Source organism: Myxococcus sp. CA040A (assembly GCF_013336725.1).
GTDB classification, from domain to species: Bacteria; Myxococcota; Myxococcia; order Myxococcales; family Myxococcaceae; genus Myxococcus; species Myxococcus llanfairpwllgwyngyllgogerychwyrndrobwllllantysiliogogogochensis.
Window position 1 is genome coordinate 1,010,626 of sequence record NZ_JABUMR010000005.1, and the last position, 25,955, is coordinate 1,036,580.

Here is a 25,955-nt window from a genome sequence, read left to right on the forward strand (position 1 = left end):
ACGTCTCTTGGGCTCCACGCTCCGAACGCGCTAGCGTCCCCGCCGCGTGGAGCCCCCACCCGTTCATCCGCCGCCCAAGCCCCCGGACGAGGTCCGCTCCCAACTCGTGGGCCCGCTGCTCGCCTACCTGCGCGCCACGGGCCTGGACCCGACGCCCCTGGTGGAGCGCTTCGGCCTGCCGCTCGACGCTGGCACCCTTCCCGAAGTCAGCCTCCCGCTCCCCACCCTGCACGCCTTCCTGGACGCGGCGGAGGCCCTCTCCCAGGACGCCTTCCTCGGACTCCACGTCGCCCAGCGCGTGCCGCGCGGCAACTACGGGCTCGTCGAGTACATCGCCCGGGCCTCGCCCACGGTGCGCGACACCTTCCGCTCGCTCGCGCGGTACATGGCGCTGCTGGAGCCCGCGTGGCTCGCGTCGTTCACCGACGACGCGGACGGCGGCGGCACCTTCGCCTACGGCATCGCCGGAGCCCCGCTCGCGTACGGCCGTCACGCCAGTGAGTACGGCCTCGCCCTCTTCACCCACGTCGGCCGCCAGCTCACCGAGCGCCCGTGGAAGCCTCGCGCCGTCGCGTTCGCCCACCCCGCGCCTCCGGACATCGCGCCGCTGGTGGAGCACTTCGGCGTCACCCCGACGTTCGGCGGAAGACGCAACGCCCTCTCGCTGGACGCCGCCGCGCTCGACCTGCGCGTGGTGGGCGCGGACCCCGCCCTCCTCTCCGTCCTGGAGCGCGCCGCCAGTGGCGTCAGCGCACCCACGCCCCCGGCTCCCCCGGACGCGCCCGGCTTCGTCCAGGCCGTGCGCGACGTCATCCGCGCCTCGCTGCGGGACGGGGCGCCCCAAGTCCGTGATGTGGCCAAGGGACTCCACGTCAGCCCCCGCACCTTCCAGCGCCGACTCACGGAGCTCGGGACGTCCTTCCAGGACGAGGTCGACGCGGTGCGGCGAGAGCTGGCCTTCCAGTACCTGCGCGACGCGAACCTGGGAGTGAGCCAGGTCGCCTTCCTGCTGGGCTACTCCGAGCTGAGCACGTTCGACCGCGCCTTCAAGCGGTGGACGGGAATGACGCCGCGCGTCTGGCGCGAGAGCACCGAGCGGCCCTGAGTCCCGCGCGGTGGGAGGGGTGCGGGGCAGCCGACCCGTGGCGTCTTCGGCCAGGAGATTGGCGTGCGCCGCCAGGACACCCGTCACGACTTCACCTAACTTCCCAAAAAGCCCCTGCCCCCGTCCGGAGGACGTCATGCTCAAGCCCCAGGTCGCCGCCCTCTTCGATGATTACTACTCGTCGCATCAGCACCCCATCAACCGGCTGACGCACAAGGTCGCCATCCCCGTCATCGTGCTGCACATCATCGCGATGCTGGACTGGGTGAAGCTCGTGGCCGTTCCCGTGCTGCCCGGTGGTGTGTTGACGCTGGGCATGGTGGCGCTGGCGCTGACGGCCATCTGGTACCTGCGCGCGGACGTGAAGCTGGGCCTCGTGGTGGTGGCGTTCATGGCGGCCTGTTTCCCCATCGGCCGGCTGATGCCCACGTGGAGCGTGGTGGCCATCGCCGTGTTCGGCTGGCTCATCCAACTGGCGGGCCATGCCGTCTGGGAGAAGAAGTCCCCGTCGTTCCTCACCAACCTGGTCCACGCGCTGGTGGGTCCGCTGTTCTTCGTCGCGGTCCTCTTCGGCGACTACGTCATCAAGCCCCAACCCCAGGCCGGCGCCCCGGCGCGCGCCTGAGTACCGCTGTCCCCACGCCCCCCATGAGCTTCGCCGACAAGCTGCGCGTCTGGATGCCCCTGCACGAGAACCGCGTCAGCCGCGCGGTTCACTTCCTGGGCGCGTACATGTTCATCTTCGCCCTGCTCGTGCCGCTCGGCCTCGTGCGGTTCTCGGTGGGAGGCACGGAGCTGTCGGCGGCGCATGTGCTGGTCGCCGCCGTGGCGCTCTACGCCGTCTCGCTGGAGTGGACGGCGGGCATCCTTATGAGCCTGCCGCTCATTCCCACGCTGAACGCCGCGCTGGGCGTGGGCCACCTGCCGGGCCCCACCGTCGCCATCGTCGCCGTCTCCGTCATGGTGGTGCGCTTCGCGCTCGTCGTCGGCGCGCACATCGTCCTCGAGAAGAAGACCCACGGCCTGTCCCTGGGCGGCCCGCTGCTTTTCTTCATCGAGCCCGTCTACCTGCTCACCCTTGTCCTCTTTGGGATGGGGCTGAAGCGCGGACTGCACGCCCGCGTCACGGCGGGCGGACCTCAGCCAGCAACGCTCACGGCGTGAAGCACCACCGCCGGGGCGGCACCTCGCCGGCCTCGGCACCGCGTCGCACGACGTGAAGCACCCAACGACGGAGCGGCGTATTCGCCAGCCTCGGCACCACGTCGCACGACGTGAAGTCCCCAACGGCGGAGCGGCGTGTCGCCGGCCTCGTACTACGTGAACACAGGCGACCGGCGCCGCTTCGTCGTCGACTATGAGCCGCTGGCGATGCGCGCGGGCGGCGGCGGCGCCTCGACGGGCGCACCCGATACGTGGCCGTGCAGCGCGTGCACCACCACCGCCTCGCGCCGCCCCTTCACGTGAGTCTCGCCCAGCCGCCTGCCGGTGAAGTCTCCTCCGCCTCGCAGCCAGGTGCTCTCGCTCACCAGGATATCCACGCCGTGCACCTTGGTGAGCCCTTCCACCCGTGAAGCCAGGTTCACCGCGTCACCAATGACGGTGTACTCGTGCTGCTCCGCGCCCCCGAGCATGCCCGCCGCCACCACCCCTGTGTGCAGCCCAATCCCGATGCGCAGCGGTGACAGGCCCTGCAGCACCCGACGCGCGTTGAGCTCGCCCAGCTTCTCGCGCATGTCCAGCGCCGCGCGCATGGCCCGCTCCGCGTGGTCCTCGCTCGAGTCCGGCACGCCCCAGCACGCGAGCATCCCGTCCCCCAGGAACTTGTTCACGATGCCCCCTCGCGTCATCACGATGTGGGTCATCTGACCGAAGTACTCGTCGAGCAACTCCAGCACCTCCCTCGGAGGGAGCGTCTCGCTCAACATCGTGAAGTCGCGGATGTCACTGAAGAGGATGGTGACCTCGCGCTGCACGGGCTGGAGCGACGTGTCCCCCGACTGCATCACCCGCTCCACCACCTGCTTCGGCAGGAAGCGCGAGAGCCCATCACGGCGCCGCAGCCGGAGGAACATGCTCCCCACCTCCGCGTTCGTCATCGCGATGAGCAGCCCCAGCGTCACGTAGCAGAAGACGACGAAGCTGGTGCTGGACGACGTGCCGTGTCCGGACATGCCCGCGACGAGCGCATAGCCCACCGACGACAGCGTCGTGGACAGCAGCACGTGCAGCCACGAGAAGCGCGCCACGGAGAAGACCAGCACCATGCCCATGCTCGCGCCCAGCATCCCGGCGTCGAACTGGCCCGTGCGCGCCCACGCATGCCATCCCATGAAGGCGAAGAAGCTGGTGTCCGCCACCGTGGTGGGAACCGGCAGCCACCGCGCATGACGCAGGTGCGGACGCTGTCGGCGCAGCACGAGCAGCGCGACGACGGAGAACAGCCCGTACAACACGATGGCCAGCACGCGCTGGAAGTCGTGCGGCGGAAGCGGCTCCCCGGTGACGTGGGCGATGCCGCCCTGGCTCAGCGACAGCAACGCCATCAGCGCGAGCCGCACCCAGGCCACCCGCCGCTCGCCCCGGAGCGAGCTCTCCGCCAGCACCAACTCCTCGTTGGCGCGGCTCAACGCGAAGCGGGCCACCGCGGTGTCCCTGCCTGGCACGAGGACCTCGTCGCTTCGGCCCATGAATGCGAGTCCCTTTCCTTCCGCTTCAAGGCCAGGGGCTCGCGCTCCCGGTCCACCCGTCGTCACGTCGGTGCGTCCTCCCCCACACCCGACGGGCCCGAGGACTCGCCGCGAAAGCGCGGCTCACCCATGGTGCCTCAAGTTGGAAAGCCCAGCGAGCCCTGGCGTCGGACGGCGGCTTGCTGTTGAAGTCGCCGCCTTGACGCGGGGCCTCGAGACACTCACCTCGCCCCGCTGGAGAACACCCCGTGGTCCGCCTCTTCGCCCCCATTCCGGAACCCGCGCCCGCCGAAGTGGCGCTGACGGGTGACCGCCGCCACTACGTCGTTCATGTCCTGCGGCTGGGCGTGGGCGATGCGCTGGAGGTCTTCGACGGCAAGGGGCGCTCCTTCGACGGACAGGTGACGGGCGTGGACGCGGAAGCCGTGCGCGTGCGGCTGGGCACCATGCGGCAGGCCCCCGCGCGCCGCGCCGTGAGCGTGCTCCAGGGGCTCCCCAAGGGCGACAAGCTGGAGTGGGTGCTGCAAAAGGGCACGGAGCTGGGCGCCGCCGCGTTTCTTCCCGTGGACACCGTGCGCAGCGTGGTGAAGCTGGAGCCCCGTCGGGCCCAGGAGCGCACCGCGCGGTGGACGAAAATCGTGGAGGAAGCCGCCAGGCAGTGTCGCCGCGACGACGTGCCCACCGTGGACGTCCCTCGCACGCTCACCGAGGCCGCGAAAACGCTGGCCCCGGGCACGGTGGTGCTGGTGCTGGACGAGGAGGAGTCCGCGGTGCCACTGGGCGAGGCCTTCCGCGCGGCGGGCGCGGGCACGCCGGTGGCGCTGGTGGTGGGCCCCGAGGGCGGACTGGCGCGCGAGGAAGTGGAGGCGCTGAAGGCGCTCGGCGCCCGGCCCGTCACGCTGGGCTCGCGCATCCTCCGCACGGAGACGGCCGCCCTGGCCGCCCTGGCGGTGATGATGCACCTCGACGGTGAGCTTGGTTAGCAGGGGGCCAGTCGAGCGCCCGTTCCACACGGGTTCCCACCTTCGGTTGCCGGTTCCTACGTTTGTGCCGTCTGGGACCTCTCGGGTCCCCACAAACAGGAGAAGGGTTCATGGGGATCATCGCATTCATCATCATCGGCCTCATCGCGGGCCTCATCGCTCGCGCCATCCTCCCCGGCAAGCAGAGCATGGGCCTGCTGGCGACGACGCTGCTGGGCATGGTGGGCTCGCTGCTCGGCGGTTTGATTGGGTCCCTCTTCACGCGGGATGGCCGCCTCTTCGATTTGCGCCCTTCAGGCATCATCATGTCGGTGCTAGGTGCCATCGTCGTGCTCCTGATTGTCGGGGCAGTGGGACGGCGCCGCGTCCACGCCTAGCGTGAGGCGCTCCACACTTGCCGTTCCCCAGGGGACAGGTGGGCGCCTGCGTTGACGAGCCCCTGACGGTTCCTCGACCAAGGGACCTCGGGGGCTCGCCACTTTTCTTGCTCCTCGCGTGCGGACGTCTTTTCATGGCACCCGCCGTAGTCAGCCCGGAGGAGTCCGTTGTCCAAGTGCATGAAGTGCGGTGCCATGCTGCCGCCCGTCGGAGAGTGCCCAGCCTGCGCCACCGCCAAAGCTCGTCCGCCCGCGGTGCCCGCGGTGCCGAGCCTGCTGGACCGTGACCTCCGCCTCGACCGCCGAGCCGCCGAGCGCGACGAGGCGCCCACCATCCGGGACGCCGATTTCGTCCCGCCCTCGCCGCCGCCGTCCGTGGCGCCCCTCGCCGGCCCGCTCCCGCCTCCCGCCGCGCCCCGTGCCGCCGCGCCTCAGCAGCAGCCAGGCGTCAAGCGCCCCACGCCTCCGGGCATGACGCCCGCCGCCCGGCCCGCGCCCGCCCACCCGGCTGTCGCCGCGCCTCGCGCCGCACCTCCTCCGCCCGCCGCCCAGCCCGCGTGGGCACAGGGCGGTGGCGCGTTCGCCGCGGACGTGCCGCCCCCGCCTCCTCCGGCGCAGCCCTCCCTGTCCCCCCTGACGCCCGCGTACGGCACGCCGCCGGCGGCGCGCGCACTGGCGGCGCACCCCCTGCCTGGCGTGGCCTCTCCGGCCCCCGGCCTGCCTCGGACGGCGGCTCCGGCTCCCGCGCCGGGCCTGCCTCGGATGGAGTCGGCGGCCCCCGCCCCGGGTCTGCCTCGGATGGAGTCGGCGGCTGCCGCCCCGGGCCTTCCCCGGATGGAGTCCCCGGCCGTGGCTCCCGTCAGCCTTCCTCCTCTGGAGTCCGTGGATACCCTGCCAGGGCTTCCGGTGATGGCGGAGAGCGCGCCTCGCGCGGAGAAGCCGCGTCCCCCGTCGGTCCGGACTCCTTCTCAGCCGGGTGTCGCGGAAGTGCATGCCCGTCCCGCGTCGCTGTGGCGCCGGCTGCTCTCGTTCACCATCGACACGGCGGCCATCGCTGGCGTGGCGGCGCTCTACATCACCCTCGCCTCGTCGGTGACGGGGACGAAGGCGCCCGTGGCCGGGCTGACGGGCCTGGACGGCTTCGTCGCGTGGCTGCGCGCGCTGCACACGGTGTTGCTGCCGGGCTTTTTCCTGGTGCTGATCCTGGCGCTCGTGTACTGCGCGGTGGCGGCCTTTCTCTGGAATGGACGCACGCTGGGCCGGCTGCTCCTGGGCCTCCGCCTGGTGGACACGCATGGACTGGCGCCCGCTCCGGGTCGGGCCATCGTGCGGGCGCTGCTCGCCAGCGTCTCCTTCGTCCTGTTCCTGGGCGGATTCTGGATGGCGCTCTTTGATCGCCGCGGACAGACGCTCCATGACAAGCTGACGTCCACTTTCGTCGTTCAACCCAGCTGATTCACCGCTTCATTGTGCCTTGCGGCCGCGGCCGTAAGATGCCGCGCCTACATGCCCGCCCGCCTCGCCCAGCTTCTCGTCTCCCGCACGCTCCTTTCCCAGGAGAAGGCGGGAGAGTTGTTGCGAATACAGCAGGCTCAGGGCGGGCACCTGGACACGGTGTTGCTGGAGCAGGGCCTGGTGAGCGAGACGGATGTGCTCGCGCTGCTCGGGGACGTCGCCGGCTTCAGACCGGTGAACCTGGTCGACTTCGAGCCGAACGCCGAGGTCGCCTCCTTCATCCCGCCGAAAATCGCCGAGCGGCTCAGCGTGGTGCCGCTCTCCCTGGATGGGCAGACGCTGCACGTCGCCTGCGCGTATCCGGTGCCGAAGAAGGAGCTCGACGAGGTCGGCTTCCTGTTGGGCAGGCCGCTCGAGCTGTGGGTGGCCGCCGAGGTGCGAATCCGCGAGTGGATTTCCACCATCTACCGCCAGCCCCTGGCGCCGCGCTTCGTCCAGCTCGTCGCCGCGCTGGACCCCGAGAAGCAGCTTCCCGTCACGCCCCCGCCGCCTCCTCCGCCGGATGAGTCCCTCACGGTGGAGATGGTGGAGCGGCTGGCCCGCTCGGTGGCGAGAGAGCCCCTGACCACCGAGGCGAGGCCCACGCCGAAGGCGCCGCCCGCGTCCCAGCGGCCTCCGCCGCCTCCTCCGCCCGACACGGCGGCCGCACCGCCTCCCGCGTTCGTCCGGGCGCCCCTGCGCCTGAACATGCCCGCGGCCGAGCACCCCGCCACGGCGACGCCGTCGAGGCCCGACACGCGTCCGGCCCAGCCCCCCGTCCTCACCGCGACGCCCCCCATGGGCGCACCGACCCGGCCATCCGTCGGTGCACCGGCCCAGCCCCCTGTCCTCACCGCGACGCCGCCCGCCGGAGCACCGGGGCCGCGAGGCGCTCCTGTCGCGCCGCCGACCCGAACCACGGAGGCCACGCCCTCGACGCGTGTCGCCTCCACCACGACACCAGCGGCCCCGTCCGTCGCGGCGCCTCCGCCCGCGCGTCCCGCTGACAGCGCGCGGTCCGCGTCTCGTCCCGCTGACGGCGCGCAGCCCGCCTCTCGTCCCGCTGACAGCGCACAGCCCGCCTCTCGTCCCGCTGACAGCGCACAGCCCGCCTCTCGTCCCGCTGACAGCGCGAAGCCCGCCTCTCGTCCCGCCGACGGCGCGCAGCCTGGTTCGCGTCTCGCCGATGGCGCGCAGCCCGCCTCTCGTCCCGCTGACGTCGCGCAGTTCGCGACGCGCCCCGCTGACACCTCGCAGCCCTCGACCCGTCCCGCGACGGCGCCGCCCACGGGCACGCAGCCCGCTACCCGGCCGGCGACGAATCCCGCTGGAGCGCAGACGGGAGCCCCGCAGGTGTGGCCCCCGGCGCCGCCCGCGCAGCCCGGTACGGCGCCCCAGGTCTGGCCTCCGGGCCCTCCCGCGCAGCAGTCCGCGGCGGACGCGCTTCCGCCGCCCACGCTCCGCTTCGGCTCTCCGCTGTCGGGAACGCGTCCGGACGCCCCCGTTCCGCTCCAGCCGCCGCGCTCGAATGAGCCCGCGTTCATCGTCTTCCCCAACCCGGGCAAGCCGTCCGCTCCGGCGCAGGCGCGTCCTCGTCAGGCCGAGCCGGAAGCACGGCCGCCCGCCTCGCCCGCCAGCCAGGACGTTCCGGACTGGACGCTGGCCCAGGCGCGCGCGGCGCTGAAGGAGTCCACCAAGGACCGCGACCGGCTGATGGACGTGGCGCTGCGCTTCGGCCGGCGCACGTTCGACTATGTGGCGGCCTTCGCCGTGCTGCGTGGCGCGGCGGTGGGCTGGGACGGTCGTGGCGAGGGCATGACGGGTGAAGGGCTCGCCCAGGTGTCCGTGCCGCTCGACGCGAGCAGCGTCTTCCGCACCGTGGCAGTGACGCGGGGAAGCTACGCGGGCCCGTTGCCTCCGGACGCGCTCACCCGACACTACCTGGAGCTGTTCGGTCGGCAGACGCCGCGCACCGTGTTCCTGTACCCGGTGGAGGTGAAGGGTCGGCTGGTGGCCATCCTCTACGGGGATTGCGGCCAGAAGCCGATGAGCCAGCGCCGGCTGTCGGACTACATCCTGTTCTGCCAGGACCTGTCCTCGGCCTTCCAGGAGCTCATCCTGTTCCGCAAGCAGCGCGTCACCGCGGAGCCGCGCGCGCCGGAAGAGGACATCTCCATCGACGTGGACGTGCCGGTCGCCGCAGCTCCTGTTCCCGCGCCCGCGGTGGTGGCGGGACTGGGCTGGGGCCCCTTCTTCGGCCGAGGCACCTCCGGCACCATGGGCCGCGCCGCCGCGTTGCCGCCGCGCGCGCAGTCGCAAGAGGAGCGCCCGCCTCCGGACTTCGCGCCGCTGCTGCGCCGACTCACCGGCCCGGACGCCGCGCAGCGCTCCAACGCGATGGTGGAGCTGGCGCGCTCGCCCGAGGCCAGCGCCCGAGTGCTCGCCCAGCACTTCCCCGGCCCCACCGCCTGGAGCCGGCTGCCCGTCGTCGAGCTGCCCGAGGCGGACGAGCTGGGACCGATTCCCGCCGCGCTGTCGCGCCTGGGGCGTCCGGCGGCGCAGGCCCTGTCGCCGCTGCTGGATTCACAGGACGCGGACACGCGCTACTTCGCGCTGCTCACGGCGGGCAACCTGCCCTACGTGGAGCTGGTGGATGGCGTGCTGCGCGGGCTGTTCGACCTGGAGCCGGATATCTCCAGCGCCGCGCGCGTGGCCGCCGCCGCGCTCAAGCAGTTGCCCCGCCTGGACGCGGCGCTGCGTGAGCTGCGCCAGGAGCTCACGAGCCGGGACATGATGCGTCGTGCGCTGGCCGCGAGGGCGCTGGGCAGCCTGCATGACCGCGAGGCCGTCGAGGGCCTCATCCAGCTCACGAGCAGCGACGACGAGATGTGCGCCCAGGCCGCGGCGGAGGCGCTGCGTGAAGTGACGCGCATGCCGCTGGGCCTCAGCCCGAAGCAGTGGGCGACCTGGTGGCTGGAGAACCGCAGTCGCCGCCGCGCGGACTGGCTCATCACCGCGCTGCGCCACCGTGAACTCGACGTGCGCCTTGCCGCCATCGAGGAGCTGAGCCGCGCGCTCAACGACACGCTCGGCTACTACGCGGACGCCCCCGAGGCGGAGCGCGAGGTGGCCGTGCGGCGATGGGAAGCCTCGGCGGTGGACCCAGCCAACGCGCGCCGGCTCGGAATGCTCTGAGCGGGCCTGACCAAACAGGCGGGGAGACCGGCGGAGCGAGAGCTGCTCAGCGGTCCTCGGTCGCCCACCGCGCGCGGAGGTTGGCGGCCATTTTCAAGGCATCGGCATCAGAGGCGGACTGAGCCATGGACTCGGCTCTTGCCAGGCACGAACGCGCGCTGTCCGCTTCACCTGACCGCCAGCGGACGTCCGCCAGGGCGAGCAGCAGGAGTGGCTCTCCTTCCGCGGTAGCAACTGCTTCTTCGTAGTAGAGCGCTGCCTGCGAAAGCCCGCCGACTTCCTCGCAGAGAAGGCCCGCTGTTCGAGCCAGGATGGATGCATTGGCGGGCCTTTCCTTATCCGGCCGAGTCCGAGCCAGCGCGGATTCCAGGCACGCGATGGCCTCGGCCGTCCTGCCTGCCTGGGCGAGAGCGGACGCGGTACGAAGGGGGTTCTCGTCATTCACCATGACTTTCTCCTCATCAACACGGGCATCGAGTGGGAAGCCCTGCCGCAGGACGTGCTCGACGTCTCGGGCATGACGTGTGGGCGCGGGCTCCGCGACCAGGAGCCAGGACGTGCTCGGGTGGCCCCGCACCCGTGACGAACACGGAGTCGACTCGGAGCCAGGACGCCTGCCCGCTCCGAGCCGACCGCCATCCCGGACTATGCTGACGTCCGTGACACGGGCACGAGACAGAGCGTCATGACGAGCGGGATGTGGATCAGCATCATCGCCTGCGCCGGGCAACTCGCGCTCGCGGGTCTGGCGCTCGCGCGCGTGGGGCGCAGCCCGTTGGCGCTGCCCCTGTCCCTGCTGTCCATCGCGCTCTCCACCTGGAACTTCACCGGCTTCGCGCTCGAGCGTTCGGGCGAGCCGGGATGGAGGCTGGTGGGCTTCGCCGCCGCGCTGATGACGGTGCCGTGCACCCTGCACTTCGCCCTCGCCTTCGTGGGACGACGTCGCCGCTCGGCCTGGGCCATGTTCGGCACCTACGCCATCTTCGGCGCCCTGGCGATGACGATGCTCGCGTCGCTGGGGGCGCCCTCGCTGGCGGCGCGGCTGTTGACGTTGCGCTTCGGCATCTTCGTCACCGTGCTGGTGGCACCGCCCCTCAGTGCCGGCTTCGCGCTGCTCGGATTCCATCTGCGCGAAGCACGTCACTCCGACGAGCGGGCCCGCGCGGGGCTGATGGTGCTCGGCCTGACGCTGGTGGTGGCCCTGCTGCTGACGGAGCTCGCGGTGGAGCTGGGCCTGCGGCAGGTGCCTCGCCTGGGCAGCCTGGGCACGCTCCTGGGCCTGCCGGTGATGGCCACGGCGTCGCTGCGCTTCGGACTCTTCGGTCGAGACCAGGGAGAAGGCGCTCCGCGCATGGCCCTGCATGCGGCGGCCCTCGCGGGCGTGGGCGTGCTGGCGTACCTCACCGTCTTCCGCCTCTTCGCCGCGCAGGTCGGCGCCCTCGTCGTGTTCACCACGGCCATCACCTTCGCGCTGCTGGCCGCCACGCGCCGAGGTGTCACCGCGTTCGTCACGCGCGCCGAGCGCATGGAGCGCCTGGCCACGCTGGGCCGCTTCTCCGCGCAGATGGCGCACGACTTGAAGAACCCCATCGCCGCGCTGAAGGGCGCCGCGCAGTACCTCAAGGAAGAGCACGCGCGGGGCCAGTCGTGGGCCAGCCACGGTGAGTTCCTGGACCTGATGCTGGAGCAGGTGGAGCGGCTGGGCCGCGTGGTGGACACCTACCAGCGGCTGGCACGCGTGGAGCCCCTCCCCCACCCCGTGGACCTGGGGCGACTGGTGGAGGGCGTCCTGTCGCTCCAGGCCTTCGCGAGTCCGGGGCAGGTCTCCATCGTCCGCGAGTTGGAGGCGGGCCTGCCGCCCTGCTCGGGAGACGCCGACCTGCTGGCCAACGCCGTGGAGAACCTGGTGCGCAATGGCGTCGAGGCCATGCCCGGAGGTGGAACCCTCACGGTGCGCACCCTGCGGGACGGCCCCGGCGTGGCGGTGGAGGTGGAGGACACGGGCGAAGGCATGGACGTGCGCACCCGCGAGCGCGCCTTCGACGACTTCTTCACCACCAAGGCCGCGGGCAGCGGGCTTGGCCTGGCCTTCGTGCGGCGGGTGGTGGAGGCACATGGCGGCACGGTGAGTCTGACAAGCCGCGAGGGGCACGGTACGGTGGTGCGCCTGAGCCTGCCGATGGAAGTCCGGCAGGCCGGGAGTGGGACTGAAGGAGAAGCCGCGTGAGCGAGGCGTTGAAGGGGACCGTGCTGCTGGTGGACGACGACCCGGCGGTGGCCAAGGTGCTGGGAGCGCTGCTGTCCCAGGCGGGGCTGACGACGCACGCGGCGCGCGACGGGAAGGAAGCGCTCTCCATGCTGGAGCGCAAGCCCGTGGACGTGGTGGTGAGCGACGTGCGCATGCCGGGCATGGACGGGATGCAGCTCTTGAACGAGGTGGCGAAGGGCTGGCCCGACGTCCCCGTCATCCTGCTCACCGCGCACGGCACCGTGCCGCTGGCGGTGGAGGCGATGAAGGCGGGCGCGGCGGACTTCGTGCTCAAGCCCTTCGACCGGGAAGAGATTCTCTTCACCATCCGCAAGGCGCTGCTGCGAGCGCAGGGCGAGGCGGCGCACGAGCCGCTGCGGACTCCCAGCGCCTTCGTCGGTGGCAGCCAGAAGATGGCGGAGGCCCAGGCCTTGCTGGCGAAGGCAGCCACGGGCATGGCCACCGTGCTGCTGCGGGGCGAGTCGGGCACGGGCAAGGAGCTGGCGGCGAAGGCGGTGCATGACGGCAGTCCGCGACATGCGGGCCCCTTCGTGAAGCTGCACTGTGCGGCGCTGCCGGACACGCTGCTGGAGAGCGAGCTGTTCGGCTACGAGAAGGGTGCCTTCACCGGGGCGGCCACGCGCAAGCCGGGCCGCGTGGAGCTGGCCCATGGGGGCACGCTGTTCCTGGACGAAGTGGGAGACATCTCGCCCGCCGTGCAGGTGAAGCTGCTGCGAGTCATCCAGGAGCGCGAGCTGGAGCGACTGGGCGGCACGCAGACGGTGAAGGTGGACGTTCGCTTCGTGGCCGCCACGCACCAGCCGCTCGAGGACCTGGTGAAGGCGGGGCGCTTCCGCGAGGACCTCTTCTACCGACTCAACGTGGTGCCGCTCTGGCTGCCCGCCCTGCGCGAGCGACCCGAGGACATCGAACCCCTGGCGCGACACTTCCTGGACGTCCATGCGCGGACGAACGGGAAGCCGCCCTTCACGCTCACCGCCGACGGGCTCGCGGTGATTCAGGCCCAGCCCTGGCCGGGCAACGTGCGCCAGCTCCAGAACTTCCTGGAGCGACTGGTGGTGCTCTCGGATGGACAGACGCTGACGGGTGAAGACGTCTCGCGCGAGCTGGCTCGCCAGCCCGGCCTCTCCGCCCCCGTCCTCACGCCTTCCCAGGGCACCACGGCCGTGCCTACGACTTCGAGCGCGCAGCCCGCGGGCGCCGAGTCTGGACGCACGCTGGAGTCCCAGCGCAAGGACACGGAGCGGCAGGCCATGGTGGATGCGCTGAAGCGCGCGGGAGACAACCGCACGCTGGCGGCGCGGCTGCTCGGCATCAGCCGCCGGACGCTCTACAACAAGCTGGAGGAGCACGGGCTGGTGTAGCCCACCGGCTCACGCCTGCTGGGCGGCGGCCTCGCTCAGCGAATCCAGCTCCTCGTGGAAGTTCTGGATGAGCACATGCGGGTCGGGGACGCGGAGGACATCCGCGGCCACGCCCACCGTCACCTGGCCCGCGTAGCTGAAGAGACTCACACCCAATCCGAGGTGCCCCGCCTGCGGCACCCAGAACGTCAGCTCTCGCAGCGTCACGCCCGCCAGGGACACCGGCTGTCGGGGGCCGGGCACATTCGTCGCCACCAGCGAGGCCTTCGTGCCGAAGGCATCCACCACCGCCCGCTCCACCGGGGCCGGCGTGTACCCCAACAACCCCAGCGCGCCGAAGGTCACCACCGCCTCCGGTGACTTCTTCACCAGGCCCATGCGACGTGACAGCTCGTGCAGCCGACGACGCGGGTCCTCGATGTGTACGGGCAGGCGCAGGAACACCAGACCGAAGCGATTGCCCAGCTCGCGAGGCACCGGCTCATCCATCGGCCGCAGGTTCACGGGCACCAGCGCATGCAGGTCCTCGGGAGGAACGTTGCGAGCCTCCAGGTAGCGCCTGAGCGCGCCCGTCAGCACCGCCAGCAGCACGTCATTCACCGTGCCGCCCAGCGCACGGCCCACGACCTTCACGCGCTCCAACGGAATGGGCGAGGACCACGCCGCGCGCTTCTGCGTCCCCAGCGGCCCTCGCAGCGGCGTGCGCGGGTCCGGAGTAATCACCATCAGCTTGCCGAGCGCCGCCGCGCTGAGCGCCCCCTGTCGCAGCAGGTCTCCGGCCAGGATGGGCTCGGCCGCCAGCTCCGCGCCCTTACGCAACACCGTCCGCGCCGTCCCCGCCGCCGCGCGCGCGCCGCGCACCCACCGCGCAAGCCCGCCCGACGAAGCCCGCGTGTGCTCGCGCGGAGGCTCGGTGTTCGTCGCGTCGCCATCCGTGAGCGACAACAACAGGCGCGCCAGGGCGATGCCGTCGGAGATGCAGTGGTGCAGCCGCGCCAGCAGGATGTCTCCGCCCTGCGCGCCCTCGAGCACGTGGAACTGCCACAGGGGCCGCGAGCGCTCCAACGGAGTGCTCATCCACTCGCTCACCAGCGCCTCTTGCGCGGCGCGGTCTCCGGGCGCGGGGACAGGCAGGCGCAGCAGGTGCGCGTCGAGGTCGAAGTCCGGCGCATCTTCCCACTGAGGAAGGCCCAACCGTCCCAGCACCACGCGCTGTCGGAAGCGCGGATAGCGGTCCACCAGTCGCGTGCGGGTCTCCGTACGCAGGCGCTCGAAGTCCACCCGCCCCTCGAAGAAGAGGACCGCCGTAATCATCATCAGATTGGCGGGCTCCTCCATGTGGAACCACAGCGCATCCACGCTCGCCATCCGCTCCTGTGTCGCCATCGCCTCGCGTGCCTCCCAGTGCGCTCAGACCGCGTCCCAGGACTCCGGGACACGCCATGATGGCGCAGGTTGACCTCGCGTGGTGGGTGGACTTTCAGGAGCGCTACGGCGCCACGCCCTCTTCGCGCTCGAACTGGAAGGTCTGCTTCGTCGCATCATCCAGCGTCAGCGTGAGCGCGCCCTGCTCGAAGTCCCACCGGTACGAGCCGCCCCGGAACTTCACCTTCGAGCGTGCCAGGGGGATGACCCGTTTGGCGCCGCAGACCGGCCCCACGGCCTGGCCGTCCCGGGCCAGGAGCTTCACGTGGTGCTCACCCAGGACCTCCACCATGCCCCAGGCGCGAACGACCAGCGCGTTGCCCTGTCCCAGCGTCGCGTCCTTCAGCGCGGTGCGCAGCACGAAGCACCCCTCGGGCGTGATTCGCAGCGTGCGCGCATAGTCGGCGCGGGGCTGGGGCTCGATGCGCGTGAAGCCTCCGTCCGTGATTTCGGGCAGGCTGGCCGCGGTCAGCCGCCACTCTCCCACCAGCTTGCCGGGCACGGTTTTCGTCGAGCCCGTCTGGCCCTGGCAGGGGTCCTTCAGCTCCTTCTCCGGACTCGGAGGCGCGGGCTCGAAGGCACGCTGACACGTGGGGCCGCACGTGCGCGCCGCGCACTGGGTGTCGTCTTCCGCACACCCCGCCTTCAAGGTGCAGGACTTGAGTCGGTCCAACGCCTGCTCACAGCCCTCGCGCAGACACCGGTCCACGCATTCGGGCTCGATGCACTCGGCCACGCACACCCAGTTGGCGCTGCCACAGACACCCGCCACGGTGCGAGGACGCTCGGAAGCCCCCTGTGCCAGCGCGGAGAAGGAGAAGCCCAACAGACTCGCCAGGAAGAAGAACCCACGAAAGGAGCGCATGCCGTGGAGCAAACTAGGCACGGCCCCTTCGGGGCGAAGCCCTCGCGTCGGGTGGGCTGTCCACCCGAGAGCAATGCCTGCCTGGGGCCTCAGCAGAAGTGCCAGCGCCAGGTGCGCACATCCCCGGGGTCCACCAGCTCCAGCTCGAAGGCGAGTGTTTCGTAGCGAGCGAACTCACGGGGGTCCACGCGCAGCAGCGTCATGCCCGCGGGGTTCTGACCGCGCAGTGGCGACACCGTGAAGGACAGCTCCGCGTCGAAGGCCACCTTGTAGAAGAGGCAGAAGCCATCCACGCGCCCCTCCTCCATCACCGGGCGCTCGAAGCGCACGCGGTGCGGCAGCCCATCCGCCGCCATCGTCTCCAGGTCGAAGGCGAACGCGGGCTCCGGGTCACACAGCAGGTGGTCCACTTCGTACGAGCGGACAACGCGCGTGAAGTACGACGGGTTCATCGCCTCGCGCAGCGTCTGCAGGCAGCTGTAGTCCACGCTGGGGAAGCGCTGGCTCCAGATGAAGGGCAGGCACGCCTCGTCGCGAAGCTGCACTGGCTCGATGAAGACCTCGAAGCGGTTGGGCAGGATGCGCCCGCCAGGCCGCAGCAGCCGGGAGCGCAGGTCCAACATCCTCGGCACCAGGCCCGCGTCGAAGAGGGCCTCGCCCAGGAGGTCGTGCAGCAGCACGTCCACCTTCTCCGGGGCCTGGAAGTTCCACGGGTGCGAGCGCACGAAGTCGATGTGCTCCAGCCCGTTGCGCCTCGCCACCCACTGCGCGGTGTCCAGCAGTCGCGAGCCATCCACCGCGTACAGCCGCCGGGGATGTCGGCTCGCCGCCAGGAAGGTGCGCAGCCCCGTCCCCGAGCACACGTCCATCACCACCTGGCCGGGCTTCACATAACGCTCACACGCCTTCTGCCAGGCCAACACCCGTGCCGGGTCCGCCAGCGCCGAGTCCTGCGGCGTGGGACTCGACAGCGACAGGCTGTCCGGCACCACGTTGCGCAGCGGCAGCTGGGACATCAGTGGCAGGTGGCTCAAGCGAGAACGAAGGTCCATCAACGCCTGCCGAGGCAGGTCGAGCAGATTGGGCATGACACCCCCCGAGATGTGAGTCGTATCCACCGTGCTCCAGGCAGCCCCCCGGAACCGGGATTACCAACCATGCGGGACAACCCATGCTCCGGCCCATCCAGCGAAGGGGCTGGGTCTCTGTCCCCGCTTGAACAGGCATTCGGGTTCAGCAGCGAACAGAGCGCGTCAGCCAGGGATGGGCGCGTCCGCGCTGGAGGGGCCCGCATGTCGGGAGCGGCGCGCGAGCCAGTCGTGAAGGAAGGCGCGAACGGCGGGGTGGCGCGAGTCCCGGAAGGCCTCGGGTGTCGTGTGTTCGACGATGCGGCCCTCGTGCAGCAGGGCCAGGCTGTCGCCCACCTGGAACGCGGTGGCCACGTCCGGGGAGATGACGAGGGACGTGGCGTGCAGTTGGTGTTTGCCGGTGAGGATGACCTCCGCCACGGACTGCGTCTTCAGCGGGTCCAGCCCCGCGGTGGGGTCGTCGTAGAGGAGGATGCGCGGCTCCATGACGATGGCGCGGGCGAAGGCGGCGCGCTTGAGCATGCCGCCGGACAGCTCCGCGGGCAGCTGCGTCGCGGCGTCCTCAAGTCCCACCAATGCCAGCACGCGGCCTACCCGCGCGCGCACCTCGCGCTCGGGGAGTCGGGTGAGCTCCCGCAGGGGGAAGGCCACGTTGTCCTCGACATTGAGCGAGTCGAAGAGGGCGCCTCCTTGAAACAGGATGCCCAGCTTCCGGCGCACGCGCGCCATGCCTTGCGTGTCCAGGTCCGCGAGGTTCTCGCCGTCCACGCGCACGGTGCCCCGGTCTGGCGACAGCAAGCCGTCGACGTGCTTCATCAGCACGGACTTGCCGGAGCCGGACACGCCCATCAGCACGCAGGTCGTGCCTTCGCGCACCACCAGGTCGACTCCGCGCAGCACCTGCTGCGGGCCGAAGGACTTGTGCACGTCCACCAGCTCGATGACCGCGCGCGGCGCAGGCTCGCTCATTGTCTCGCCCCCCGTGCCGCCGACAGCCGGGAGGACCGGGCGCGGCGTCAGGAGCGGGCAGTGTCGCCGCCCACGCCCCTCGCCGCGAGCCACCTTCCAGTCTGGGAAGGACGCTCTCCGCTCGACACAACGGGAAGCGGAAGGACTCAGACGTTGGCGCGGAGCTTCGTGCTGAACGCCCTCAGGCGAGGACGCGCACTCCCCGCTCGGCTCAGCGGGACCAGATGACTCAGTTGTCGGCGAGGAGCTTCGCGCCGAACGCACTCAGGCAAGGACGCACACTCCCCGCTCGACACAGGGGGAAGCGGAACGTCTCAGACGCCGGCGAGGAGCTTCGTGCCGAACGCCTTCAGTCGCTCGCACGCCTTCACCAGCTTCTCCCGGGGAATGGAGAACACGGCGCGCACACGCTCGGGGTCCGAGCACCAGGGCCCGCCGTTGAGCACCACATGCGTGTGCTCGTACACGATGCGCGGCAGGTTCTCCGGCGTGAGCTTCTCGCCGTCCACCTCGCGTCCCAGCCAGGACGTCATGCGAGGCGCGAGGAAGAGCCCCCCCGTGTCTCCCGTGTCCGAGCGCCCGTCCGCGGGCAGCGCTTGCACCAACAGCTCGCGCTTCTCCGCCAGCTCGCGCCGCATCTTCGTCAGGAAGGTCCGCAGCGAGCGGTGCCGCGCTCCATAGAGGAGCTGTCCATCCGGGCTGCGTGCATAGGCCGCGTACAGGTACGCAGCCGCGCGAGCCGTGACGAGGTGCAACACCCCCGGCCCCCCTTCCCTCATCGCCGCGGCCAGCGCCCTGTCTCGCGTGGCCAGCCACCCCACGCGCAGCCCACCGGCGGCGAACTCCTTGGACAACCCACCCAGCACCACGGTGCGCGCGCCCACGCCAGGAACCGCGCCCTCCAGCGTCACCGGGCTGTGCACCGTCTCCGCCGTGGGGCTGGTGAGGTTGACCAGTCCGAAGATTTCATCGGACACGAGCAGGCACCGCTGCTCCACCACGTAGTTGGCCAGCGCCACCAACTCCTCGCGCGCCACGTAGACGCCCGTGGGGTTGGACGGCTGGGAGATGACCACGGCGTCCGGACCACTCGCGCCCTGGCCTCGTCGCGCCAGCAACTCCGCCAGCGTCCCTTGTTCCACCTCGCACCCCGCCGAGACGAACGTCGGCGGCAGCACGCCGTAGCAGGGCGTCACCACGAAGACGCGGGGAGCTCGCCCCAGACGCTTGCGCAGGGCCACACCCAGGTGATGGATGAGCGGCCAGACGCCCGGCGCCATGACCAGCTCCTCGGGCGAATACCGCGCGGCGCGCGTCTCCAGGAGGAAGGCCGCCACCGCCTCGGACAATCCCGTCTGCGCGCCCGTCTCGCGCGGCGCGGCGGCGGCGGCGATGAGCCCCTCCACCAGCGGCTGCGGCAGCGGGCCTTCATTCTCTCCGTAGTCCAACCGCACCAACTCCGCGTCGTCCTCGCGGAACACCTTGGGCGCGAAGGCGGGGAAGCCCGCCAGCGCATGGACGCGCGAGGAGCGAGGCAACGGAGCCACCGGCGCGCGGCGCGGACCGGGCGGCTCCGGCTCCGCGAAGGAGATGCGGAACGACAGCAGGTCCGCGAACGTGCGCTCATAGAACCACTGCGCCAGCGTGCTGATGCGCGAGTACGTCACCTCCGCCGCCACCTCCAGGTCTCCGCGCAGCGGCTCCGGCACGGGGAGCAGCAGCGTCAGCTCCAGGTCCGGCCACACCGCGTTCTTCACCAGGCCGTAGAGCACGACGAGGTTGGGCGAATACGGCTCGCGCGCCAGGAACTCGAACAGCGTGAGCGGCTCCACCTCACCGGTGATGTTGAAGAAGGCGCTCTCGTCCAGCACCACCCAGATGCCCCGCCGCGCCGCCTCCGCGATGATGTCGCGCAGCACGGAGAGGTTGGTGCGCTCGCCCTTCTCCACCGTGAGCAGCACCATCTTCACGTCGAACGCGGACAACAGCCGGCGAATCTCCTCCAGCGTCGTGTGCGTCACCGTGGCGCGCACGCCCGCCTTCTCCAACGCCCGCGCGTAGAGCGGATGGAGGTTGCGCGACACCAGCACCTCGTCGCCCACATCACACGTGGCGAGCAGCAGCGAGTACACCGCCTGCTCCCGCTCGGGCGCGACGAACAGCTCCTCCTCCGCGAGCCTCAGGCCGAAGTAGCGCTCCAGGTAACGCACCACCTGGCCTCGGAACGACACGTCTCCGGCCTCGTGCGCGTAGGGGAGCAGCGGACCCTTCGCCAACCGCTCCGACAGCGCGGAGACGAAGCCGAGCTGCTCGGGCGACGCGGCGCCCAGGTCCAGTTCTTCCTGGAGCGTGGGGATGCCCAGCTCGCGCAGGGACTGACGCAGGGCCAGCGTCTCGCGCGGGCGCGACAGGTGCGCCTCCCAGACGGCCACCTCGTGCCACACCGCGTTCCCGGACTGGAGCCAGCCCAGCGCCGTGGCCGCGCGCAGCGGCTCCGGACTGCGAGCCTCCATGAAGAACTCGAACTCGCGCCCCGTGCGCTGCTCCAGCGCCACCAGCGGACGGATGTCCGTGTCCGCCGCCTGCCGCACCCGCCGAGCCACCCGCACCCGCGTGGTGAAGCCGCGCCGGGTGAACATGCGCTCGATGATGGGGCGACCCGGACGGCCCGCCAGGTTGAGCAGCAGCTTGCCCGTGGGCGCCAGTCGCTCCGGGGCCTCGTCGAGCAGCCGGGCGATGAGCCCCAGGCCGAAGTGGTCCTCGTACACGTTCTGCAACGTGCAGTAGTTGGAGAGGTCATACAGCGCCTGCTCATCCGCCTGAGACAGCTCGCCGGGCAGCTCCTCCGTGCGCAGCACCTGGGGGATGCAGCCCACCACGAAGTCCCACGCGGGCTCCGCGGGCACGCCGCGCAGCAGGTCGCTCTCCGCGAAGGAGAGGCGGGACACGAGCGACTCGTCGCCGTTGAGCCACGCATTGCAGCGCGCCACGACGGGCGAGTGCGGGTTGAGGTCCGCGCCGTGGATGTGCGCCAGCCGGGTGAACTTCGCCAGCGCGATGCAGATCCACCCCGAGCCCGCGCCCACCTCCACCAGCCGCTTGCCGGCGTACTCGTCCAAGGGAACGCTGAGCAGCCCCTCCATGAAGGTATAGGCCCAGGACTCGGGCGCGAAGATGGAGGGGAGCAGGAAGAGTTCCAGGCGCTCCTGGGACGCGCCCGCCACCACCGTCACCGTCACCAGCCGCAGGGGGGCCGACTCGGGCTGCTCGCGCGACAGCTCCGCCAGCTCGCGCAGCTCCACCCGGGCCCGGGCGCGCCGCTCCGGGTGCCCCAGGTCCTCCGACAGGGCGCGCAACAGGTGGAAGGCCTCTCGGGGGGAGGAGGGATAGGTCGGCATGGCGCGCGGACTGTCCCGGGCTCACCGCCCTGTGTCAACGCACCCGTGGCGTGCGCACGCAACCCTTTGGCGCCGTGGCTCCAATCAAGTTTTGAGCCCTCGGCCGTAATAGGGATGCGGTGGGTGGGTTGGAACGGGAAGGGACGGCTGGAGACGATGAACTCGGTCACGCTTGTGGACAGACCCCGTAGTGGAGAGGGGGCACTGATGGAACTCAGCTTCTGGTCGCCGGCCAGGCCCGGCATGCAGGGGATGATGAGCGCTCAGCCGATACGAAACCGGGTCCTCCGAGACCCCGTGCGTGTCCGCTGGGAGTCGCAGCCCTGGCGGCGTCAGCTTCGCAATCCGGAGGAGTTCGAGACGCCGGTGTCGCGCTCGGCGCTGGTGAAGGCGCTGCTGGACGAACAGTTGGAGGTGGACGCGGAGGTCGCGCGCTTCGCCGGGGCGGCGGAGGACGCCGACTGCATCAGCATCGCGCAGGTGGTGCGTTTCGCGGATCTGCTGATGCGGCGCATGACGCTGGCGGAGTCGGATGACCAGATGCTCCAGCTGGCGCACCTGCGCCGCAACGCCGAGGACCTGGCGGAGCGGATGACGGAGTGGGCCAACATCGGCCGGCTGTAGCGCAGCACACGAGGCATTCCCGTCTTCGCTCGACGAAGAGGACGGGAGGGGGGACCGGTGGAGCAGCGGGGCGGACTGGCTTTCGCGCCTCTGCTCCACCGGCGCTTTACGAAGAGGCTCCAGTGGACGAGCGACCCGAGCGACTTCCAGCCTGACTCACGGAGGACCGAGCACGCTCTGGGAACAGGCGCCCTCGCAGGCCAGCAAGCGAGTGCTGTCATCCGAGTAGCTCAGGGTCGCGACCAGGAACGGGTTGATTGCGAAGCGAACCTGCTGCCCGTCCTCGAAGACGAGCCGCCCGGTGACGAGACAGGGCGCGAAGCCCAGGTCCTCCGAGTCGTGAATCTCCCGCCAGGTGACTTCGCGCGACTGCGCGAAGAAAGCGCGGACCTGCGGTTCCGTGAGCACGAAGTCGGCGCAGTTCTGGTCCTCGCGGCGTCCTTTCGTGGACTCACTGAGCCCCAGGCCCAGACTCTCGATGCGCACTGAAGCGGGCACGAGGGAAGTCGTGGAGGCCCTGGGACTCGCGGAGGACGACGCCTCGGTCGGAGTCGAATGAGCGCACCCTTGAGCCACGATGATGCTCAGCCAGCCGACGACTCTCATGCGCCAACGAAGGGACATGAGCCCACGTTAGCGGGGCCCGCCGCGACATCAAGCCAGGCGAGCAGGCACGCCGGAAGCGCCCTGTCACCAAGGGGGCCATCGTCCACCACTGGCCGTTAGGCCGGGGGCCCGCCCTGTTCCGGCCCGCGTGAGCGCGCGAGTGTCTTGACAGGGGTGGAGGAGCGCTGTTCTCACGGGGGACATGTTCTCCTCGCTCGTCCTCGCCGCCACGCTGGCGGCTGCTCCTGCTCCTCGCTCCGCCGCGTCGGCCCAGACGGTCGTCCACGTTCCCAAGCTGGATGCGTTGACGGGGCTCTCCGCCTTCCTGGAGCGCGCGGGCACGCACGCCGCGCTGCTGCGTCCCTCGGCGTGGCGCGCGGAGCTGCACCCCTTCCTCACCATCGACCCCACGCGTCCGGAGACGCTCACGGCGGTGGGCCTGGATGCGACGGGGCCGGCCACGGTGTCGCTGCGCGAGGACGGCCGCGTGTCCTGCATGCGGGTGTCGGACGCGAAGGTGTTCCAGCAGAAGGCGGCGGAGGCCATGACGGAGGCGGGAGGCGCGGAGGCGAAGCCCGTCACGTCGAAGGGTGTGACGACGGTGAGCACGACGCGCGCCGCGGGCGGGGCGATGGGCTACGCGCTCAAGGGGCAGGAGGTCTGCGCCTTCGGGGCCACGGATGAAGGTGGCGCCGTGTTGATGAAGGAGTCCGTGAAGCTGGTGGGCAAGGCGCCCGCGCCGGATGCGCGACTGAGCAAGGTCGCTGGGGTCGCGTTCCTCGCCACGGGCGGGACGGTGGTGGGGTTGGACGGCACGGCGAGCGGGCTGAAGGTGGATGGCACGGCGATGAAGCTGCCGCTGCCGCCGTTCCAGGCCAAGAGCAACAGTCCCTATGGGGCGATGAAGCCGGAGGGGTTGCTGTTCTCGCGCGTGGCGGTGGCGCCGGCGGGAGTGTCTCAGGCCGTGGGCTCGCTGCGCGCGAGCATCCAGGCCCTCTGCCCGACGTGTCCCAAGGAGCAGGTGCAGTCCTCGGCGGACGCCGTGGCGAAGCAGCTCACGGGGAACATGTTGGTGAACATGAGCAACGTGCAGGTGCGTGGCTCGCTGCGGACGCGGGAGGCGCGCTTCTTCGCCGTGAAGCAGGCGTTGGCGGCGGAGGTGAAGGACGCGGCGGCGGTGAAGAGCGCGCTGGCGCCGCTGGGCACGTTGCCCGGAGCGAAGGCGCTGGAGGACGGCTGGGCGCTCACGGTGAAGGGCGGCAGCGTGCTCGTGCGACAGAAGGGCAAGCACCTGGTGGTGGGCAACGACGAGACGGTGATGCAGGCGACGATGGCGGCGCTGCCGGAGACGACGGCGAAGCAGGAGCGCGCGGCGGAGTTCACGTTGGACCCGAAGCTGCTCGCGCGGGGACTCTCCCAGGTGTCGCTGTCGGACGTGCTGTCGGACGAGCAGCTCGCCGCGCTCTTCGCTGTCAGCTCGGAGCTGGGCCCGCTGCTGGCGCGCAGTGAGCGAATCACGGGCTGGATGGACAGCGCGCCCGGAGGCGCCCACCGCTTCGTCTTCGACTGGACGCTGCCGGAGTCGAAGTAATGCGCGGCAGGGACGGCGGCTAACGCGCCTCCACGCCCCGGAACACGGCGCCGTCCAGCGACAACCGTGTTGCCGCATCCACCAGTTGCTCCGTGGCGATGATGATGCCCGGGGCATCCGCCAGCCGGAACAGGTCCACGTCCACTGGAAGCGTCGCCGCGTCGAGAACGATGGGCGCTGGAAGGGGCCCCTCCGCGTCACTGATGCCGCATCGAGGACACGGCGGCTTTCGCGTCCAGGTCAAAGCGTCGGGATGAAACCGGCCCTGCACATCCAGTTGCAGGTTCAGCAGCATCGGTGGGCTCTTCGTCCTGAAGCGCACCGAGACCTCGCTCCCCTGGAGCCCCCGAGCGCCCGCCTCGCGGAGCCAAACCAGCGCGTCCTTTCGAATGCACAGGGACCAGCTCGCGGGCAGGAAGAACGGGCCGAAGCTTCCCGAGCCAGTTCCCGTCAACGGGCCCAGCTCCGTTCCGGCATCGAGCACCGCATTCACGGGAGCCAGCGGGCGCACCAGCTCACGCAACCGCTCGAGTTCATCCAAGGGGACAGGAGACGGGTCAGACAACCGCTCCTGCTCCGCAGGTGGAAGACTCGACAGGTCGACGCACGGATATTCGAGACCCAGCGTTGCGCCGCTCAGGCCGCACAACGGGCAGGGCTCCACGCCCGGGAGTCCCCACCGATGCGTGGCGTTCAGCTCGCCTGAGTAGCGCGACGACAGGTCCTGCTCGACTCGGAAGTACTTCATTCGCTCTCGCCGACCTCGGGTCACGGCTCAGGGGTCCGTGAAAAGCTGGGGCCCCGGTGGCGCAATGGGATGCCCGTAGTAGGGCACGATCTGAGGCATCCCCTCATTTGGCAAGCTGGCGAGGACGCCGCAGGTCGGCCGGTTCGAGCGAAAAGCAGGGCACCCTCGACACCACGTACCGGGTGAGAACTCCCCCCATCAATGAAAAGAAGGTGCATGCCTTCCTCGACGGACTCGTCGTGGACGACCTGCATGCCGAGAGGGTCTTGTCGCTTTCACTGGCGACGCGGGGCGTGGTCCCTGCGGCCAGCCTGCCATGATGCCTGAGGCCCCGTTGCGACCACTGATTCGCGAGCAGCCCGTTTTCCGCGAAGCCTTCGGTATCAAGTGAGGGATGCCTCAGGTCAGTCCCAGCAAGTACATTCCGGCGGATGGGGGGTCGCTGTCATGTCGCAACCAAGTAGGGAACGCCGGTGGACGTTGCCGGCCCGAGGCTCGGACTGGGTCGTCGTCCTATCCGCCAGCCGCGAGGCACAACGGAACCGGGTGCCGGACGTCTTCGTCACGTCCGCTCTCGACCACTGGCTGACGACGCCCACGGCGCGCACGCTGCATGCCATGGACGAGGCGCTCGGCGGCGGCCCGCCACTGGGGCAGTCCCGACTGGAGCGCGGCCAGTACGAGCGGCGCCTCAAGCAGCGGCTCGCCGACGCCTTCACCCGCGGCGAGCTGGTGGCGCTGGAGGTGGAGCGCCCCGTGCTCGTGCCCCCGCCCTGGCCGGATACGTTCATCCAGAAGCCCGCGGAGGCGTCCATCGAGGAGCCGACATGGCTGGTCATCGAGTTGACGGACGAAGGGGGCAAGCCCGTCCCCAACGCGCACTACAGGGTGACGCTGCCGGACGGCACCACTCGAGAGGGCACCCTCAACAAGAACGGCTACGCCCGCGTGGACGGCGTGAATCCGGGGGAGAGCCAGGTCTCCTTCCCCGACCTGGACGGAAGCAGTTGGAGATGAACTACCAGTCGACAAGACTCGAGGAGGGGGAGATGCCCACCACCCACGTCGTCACGCAGGGCGAGTGCCTCCTGCTCATCGCGCGGCGCCATGGCTTCGCGGACTTCAAGCGCCTCTACGAACACCCGGACAACGCGGAGCTGCGCG

General features: G+C 70.7%; 21 protein-coding genes. 12 read left to right on the plus strand and 9 right to left on the minus strand.

What is annotated here, in order from left to right; translation table 11 throughout:
- Positions 1-46 precede the first annotated feature (46 nt).
- The 3 genes from HUA75_RS25970 (at position 47) to HUA75_RS25980 (ending at position 2,269) form a co-directional block, all read left to right on the plus strand.
- On the plus strand, positions 47-1,105 hold the full coding sequence (locus tag HUA75_RS25970; RefSeq protein ID WP_174487871.1) for an AraC family transcriptional regulator: 1,059 nt from the start codon (positions 47-49) through the stop codon (positions 1,103-1,105).
- A gap of 136 nt (positions 1,106-1,241) precedes the next feature.
- Entirely contained in the window at positions 1,242-1,730 is a 489-nt protein-coding gene (locus HUA75_RS25975; protein WP_141649278.1) for a DUF962 domain-containing protein, read from the plus strand.
- Positions 1,731-1,753: 23 nt separating this feature from the next.
- Positions 1,754-2,269 (plus strand): Mpo1-like protein, encoded by a 516-nt coding sequence (locus tag HUA75_RS25980; RefSeq protein ID WP_141649277.1) that lies wholly within the window; start codon positions 1,754-1,756, stop codon positions 2,267-2,269.
- Positions 2,270-2,460: 191 nt separating this feature from the next.
- Here HUA75_RS25980 and HUA75_RS25985 read toward each other — a convergent pair whose 3' ends face one another.
- Positions 2,461-3,795 carry an adenylate/guanylate cyclase domain-containing protein gene (locus HUA75_RS25985; protein WP_141649276.1) on the minus strand — a complete coding sequence of 445 codons (1,335 nt, stop codon included), beginning with the start codon at positions 3,793-3,795 and terminating at the stop codon, positions 2,461-2,463.
- A 248-nt stretch (positions 3,796-4,043) separates the two neighbouring features.
- On the opposite strand from HUA75_RS25985, the gene HUA75_RS25990 reads away from it, so the two are divergent.
- The 4 genes from HUA75_RS25990 (at position 4,044) to HUA75_RS26005 (ending at position 9,844) form a co-directional block, all read left to right on the plus strand.
- The gene (locus tag HUA75_RS25990) at positions 4,044-4,778 is read left to right on the plus strand and encodes a 16S rRNA (uracil(1498)-N(3))-methyltransferase (RefSeq protein WP_141649275.1); all 735 of its coding nucleotides are present in this window, start codon (positions 4,044-4,046) and stop codon (positions 4,776-4,778) included.
- A gap of 110 nt (positions 4,779-4,888) precedes the next feature.
- Positions 4,889-5,155 (plus strand): GlsB/YeaQ/YmgE family stress response membrane protein, encoded by a 267-nt coding sequence (locus HUA75_RS25995; protein WP_141649274.1) that lies wholly within the window; start codon positions 4,889-4,891, stop codon positions 5,153-5,155.
- A gap of 195 nt (positions 5,156-5,350) precedes the next feature.
- The gene (locus HUA75_RS26000) at positions 5,351-6,610 is read left to right on the plus strand and encodes an RDD family protein (protein WP_254627744.1); all 1,260 of its coding nucleotides are present in this window, start codon (positions 5,351-5,353) and stop codon (positions 6,608-6,610) included.
- Between the two features lie 51 nt (positions 6,611-6,661).
- A complete protein-coding gene (locus HUA75_RS26005) occupies positions 6,662-9,844 on the plus strand; it encodes a FrgA protein (protein ID WP_174487872.1) in 3,183 nt (1,060 codons plus the stop codon).
- 46 nt (positions 9,845-9,890) lie between these two features.
- Here the strand turns inward: HUA75_RS26005 and HUA75_RS26010 are convergent, their stop codons facing one another.
- Positions 9,891-10,292: a hypothetical protein gene (locus tag HUA75_RS26010; protein ID WP_141647113.1), complete on the minus strand. Its 402-nt coding sequence runs from the start codon at positions 10,290-10,292 to the stop codon at positions 9,891-9,893.
- A 237-nt stretch (positions 10,293-10,529) separates the two neighbouring features.
- On the opposite strand from HUA75_RS26010, the gene HUA75_RS26015 reads away from it, so the two are divergent.
- Together HUA75_RS26015 and HUA75_RS26020 are read left to right on the plus strand one after the other, a co-directional pair.
- Complete coding sequence (locus HUA75_RS26015) at positions 10,530-12,071, plus strand: nitrogen regulation protein NR(II) (protein ID WP_174459695.1); 1,542 nt, start codon at positions 10,530-10,532, stop codon at positions 12,069-12,071.
- On the plus strand, positions 12,068-13,477 hold the full coding sequence (locus tag HUA75_RS26020; RefSeq protein WP_174487873.1) for a sigma-54 dependent transcriptional regulator: 1,410 nt from the start codon (positions 12,068-12,070) through the stop codon (positions 13,475-13,477). Before HUA75_RS26015 ends, HUA75_RS26020 begins: the two co-directional genes overlap by 4 nt.
- Before the next feature lie 9 nt (positions 13,478-13,486).
- Here the strand turns inward: HUA75_RS26020 and HUA75_RS26025 are convergent, their stop codons facing one another.
- From HUA75_RS26025 to HUA75_RS26045, 5 genes are all read right to left on the minus strand, one after another.
- Positions 13,487-14,863: a wax ester/triacylglycerol synthase family O-acyltransferase gene (locus HUA75_RS26025; RefSeq protein ID WP_174454613.1), complete on the minus strand. Its 1,377-nt coding sequence runs from the start codon at positions 14,861-14,863 to the stop codon at positions 13,487-13,489.
- 103 nt (positions 14,864-14,966) lie between these two features.
- Complete coding sequence (locus tag HUA75_RS26030; RefSeq protein WP_371746189.1) at positions 14,967-15,788, minus strand: hypothetical protein; 822 nt, start codon at positions 15,786-15,788, stop codon at positions 14,967-14,969.
- A gap of 68 nt (positions 15,789-15,856) precedes the next feature.
- Positions 15,857-16,855 (minus strand): class I SAM-dependent methyltransferase, encoded by a 999-nt coding sequence (locus HUA75_RS26035; protein WP_141647116.1) that lies wholly within the window; start codon positions 16,853-16,855, stop codon positions 15,857-15,859.
- Between the two features lie 165 nt (positions 16,856-17,020).
- Positions 17,021-17,824, minus strand: coding sequence for an ABC transporter ATP-binding protein (locus HUA75_RS26040; RefSeq protein ID WP_174454612.1), 804 nt, complete (start codon positions 17,822-17,824; stop codon positions 17,021-17,023).
- Positions 17,825-18,138: 314 nt separating this feature from the next.
- A complete protein-coding gene (locus HUA75_RS26045; RefSeq protein WP_174487874.1) occupies positions 18,139-21,222 on the minus strand; it encodes an aminotransferase class I/II-fold pyridoxal phosphate-dependent enzyme in 3,084 nt (1,027 codons plus the stop codon).
- A 207-nt stretch (positions 21,223-21,429) separates the two neighbouring features.
- Here HUA75_RS26045 and HUA75_RS26050 point away from each other — a divergent pair, with 207 nt between their 5' ends.
- Positions 21,430-21,846 (plus strand): hypothetical protein, encoded by a 417-nt coding sequence (locus tag HUA75_RS26050; RefSeq protein ID WP_174454610.1) that lies wholly within the window; start codon positions 21,430-21,432, stop codon positions 21,844-21,846.
- 156 nt (positions 21,847-22,002) lie between these two features.
- Here the strand turns inward: HUA75_RS26050 and HUA75_RS26055 are convergent, their stop codons facing one another.
- The gene (locus HUA75_RS26055; protein WP_174487875.1) at positions 22,003-22,344 is read right to left on the minus strand and encodes a hypothetical protein; all 342 of its coding nucleotides are present in this window, start codon (positions 22,342-22,344) and stop codon (positions 22,003-22,005) included.
- Between the two features lie 310 nt (positions 22,345-22,654).
- Here HUA75_RS26055 and HUA75_RS26060 point away from each other — a divergent pair, with 310 nt between their 5' ends.
- Entirely contained in the window at positions 22,655-24,043 is a 1,389-nt protein-coding gene (locus HUA75_RS26060) for a hypothetical protein (RefSeq protein ID WP_174487876.1), read from the plus strand.
- A gap of 19 nt (positions 24,044-24,062) precedes the next feature.
- Here HUA75_RS26060 and HUA75_RS26065 read toward each other — a convergent pair whose 3' ends face one another.
- Positions 24,063-24,791 (minus strand): double-CXXCG motif protein, encoded by a 729-nt coding sequence (locus tag HUA75_RS26065; protein ID WP_174487877.1) that lies wholly within the window; start codon positions 24,789-24,791, stop codon positions 24,063-24,065.
- Between the two features lie 447 nt (positions 24,792-25,238).
- Here HUA75_RS26065 and HUA75_RS26070 point away from each other — a divergent pair, with 447 nt between their 5' ends.
- Positions 25,239-25,808, plus strand: a complete 570-nt coding sequence (locus tag HUA75_RS26070) for a carboxypeptidase-like regulatory domain-containing protein (protein ID WP_174487878.1) — start codon at positions 25,239-25,241, stop codon at positions 25,806-25,808.
- The last annotated feature ends 147 nt before the right edge of the window (positions 25,809-25,955 follow it).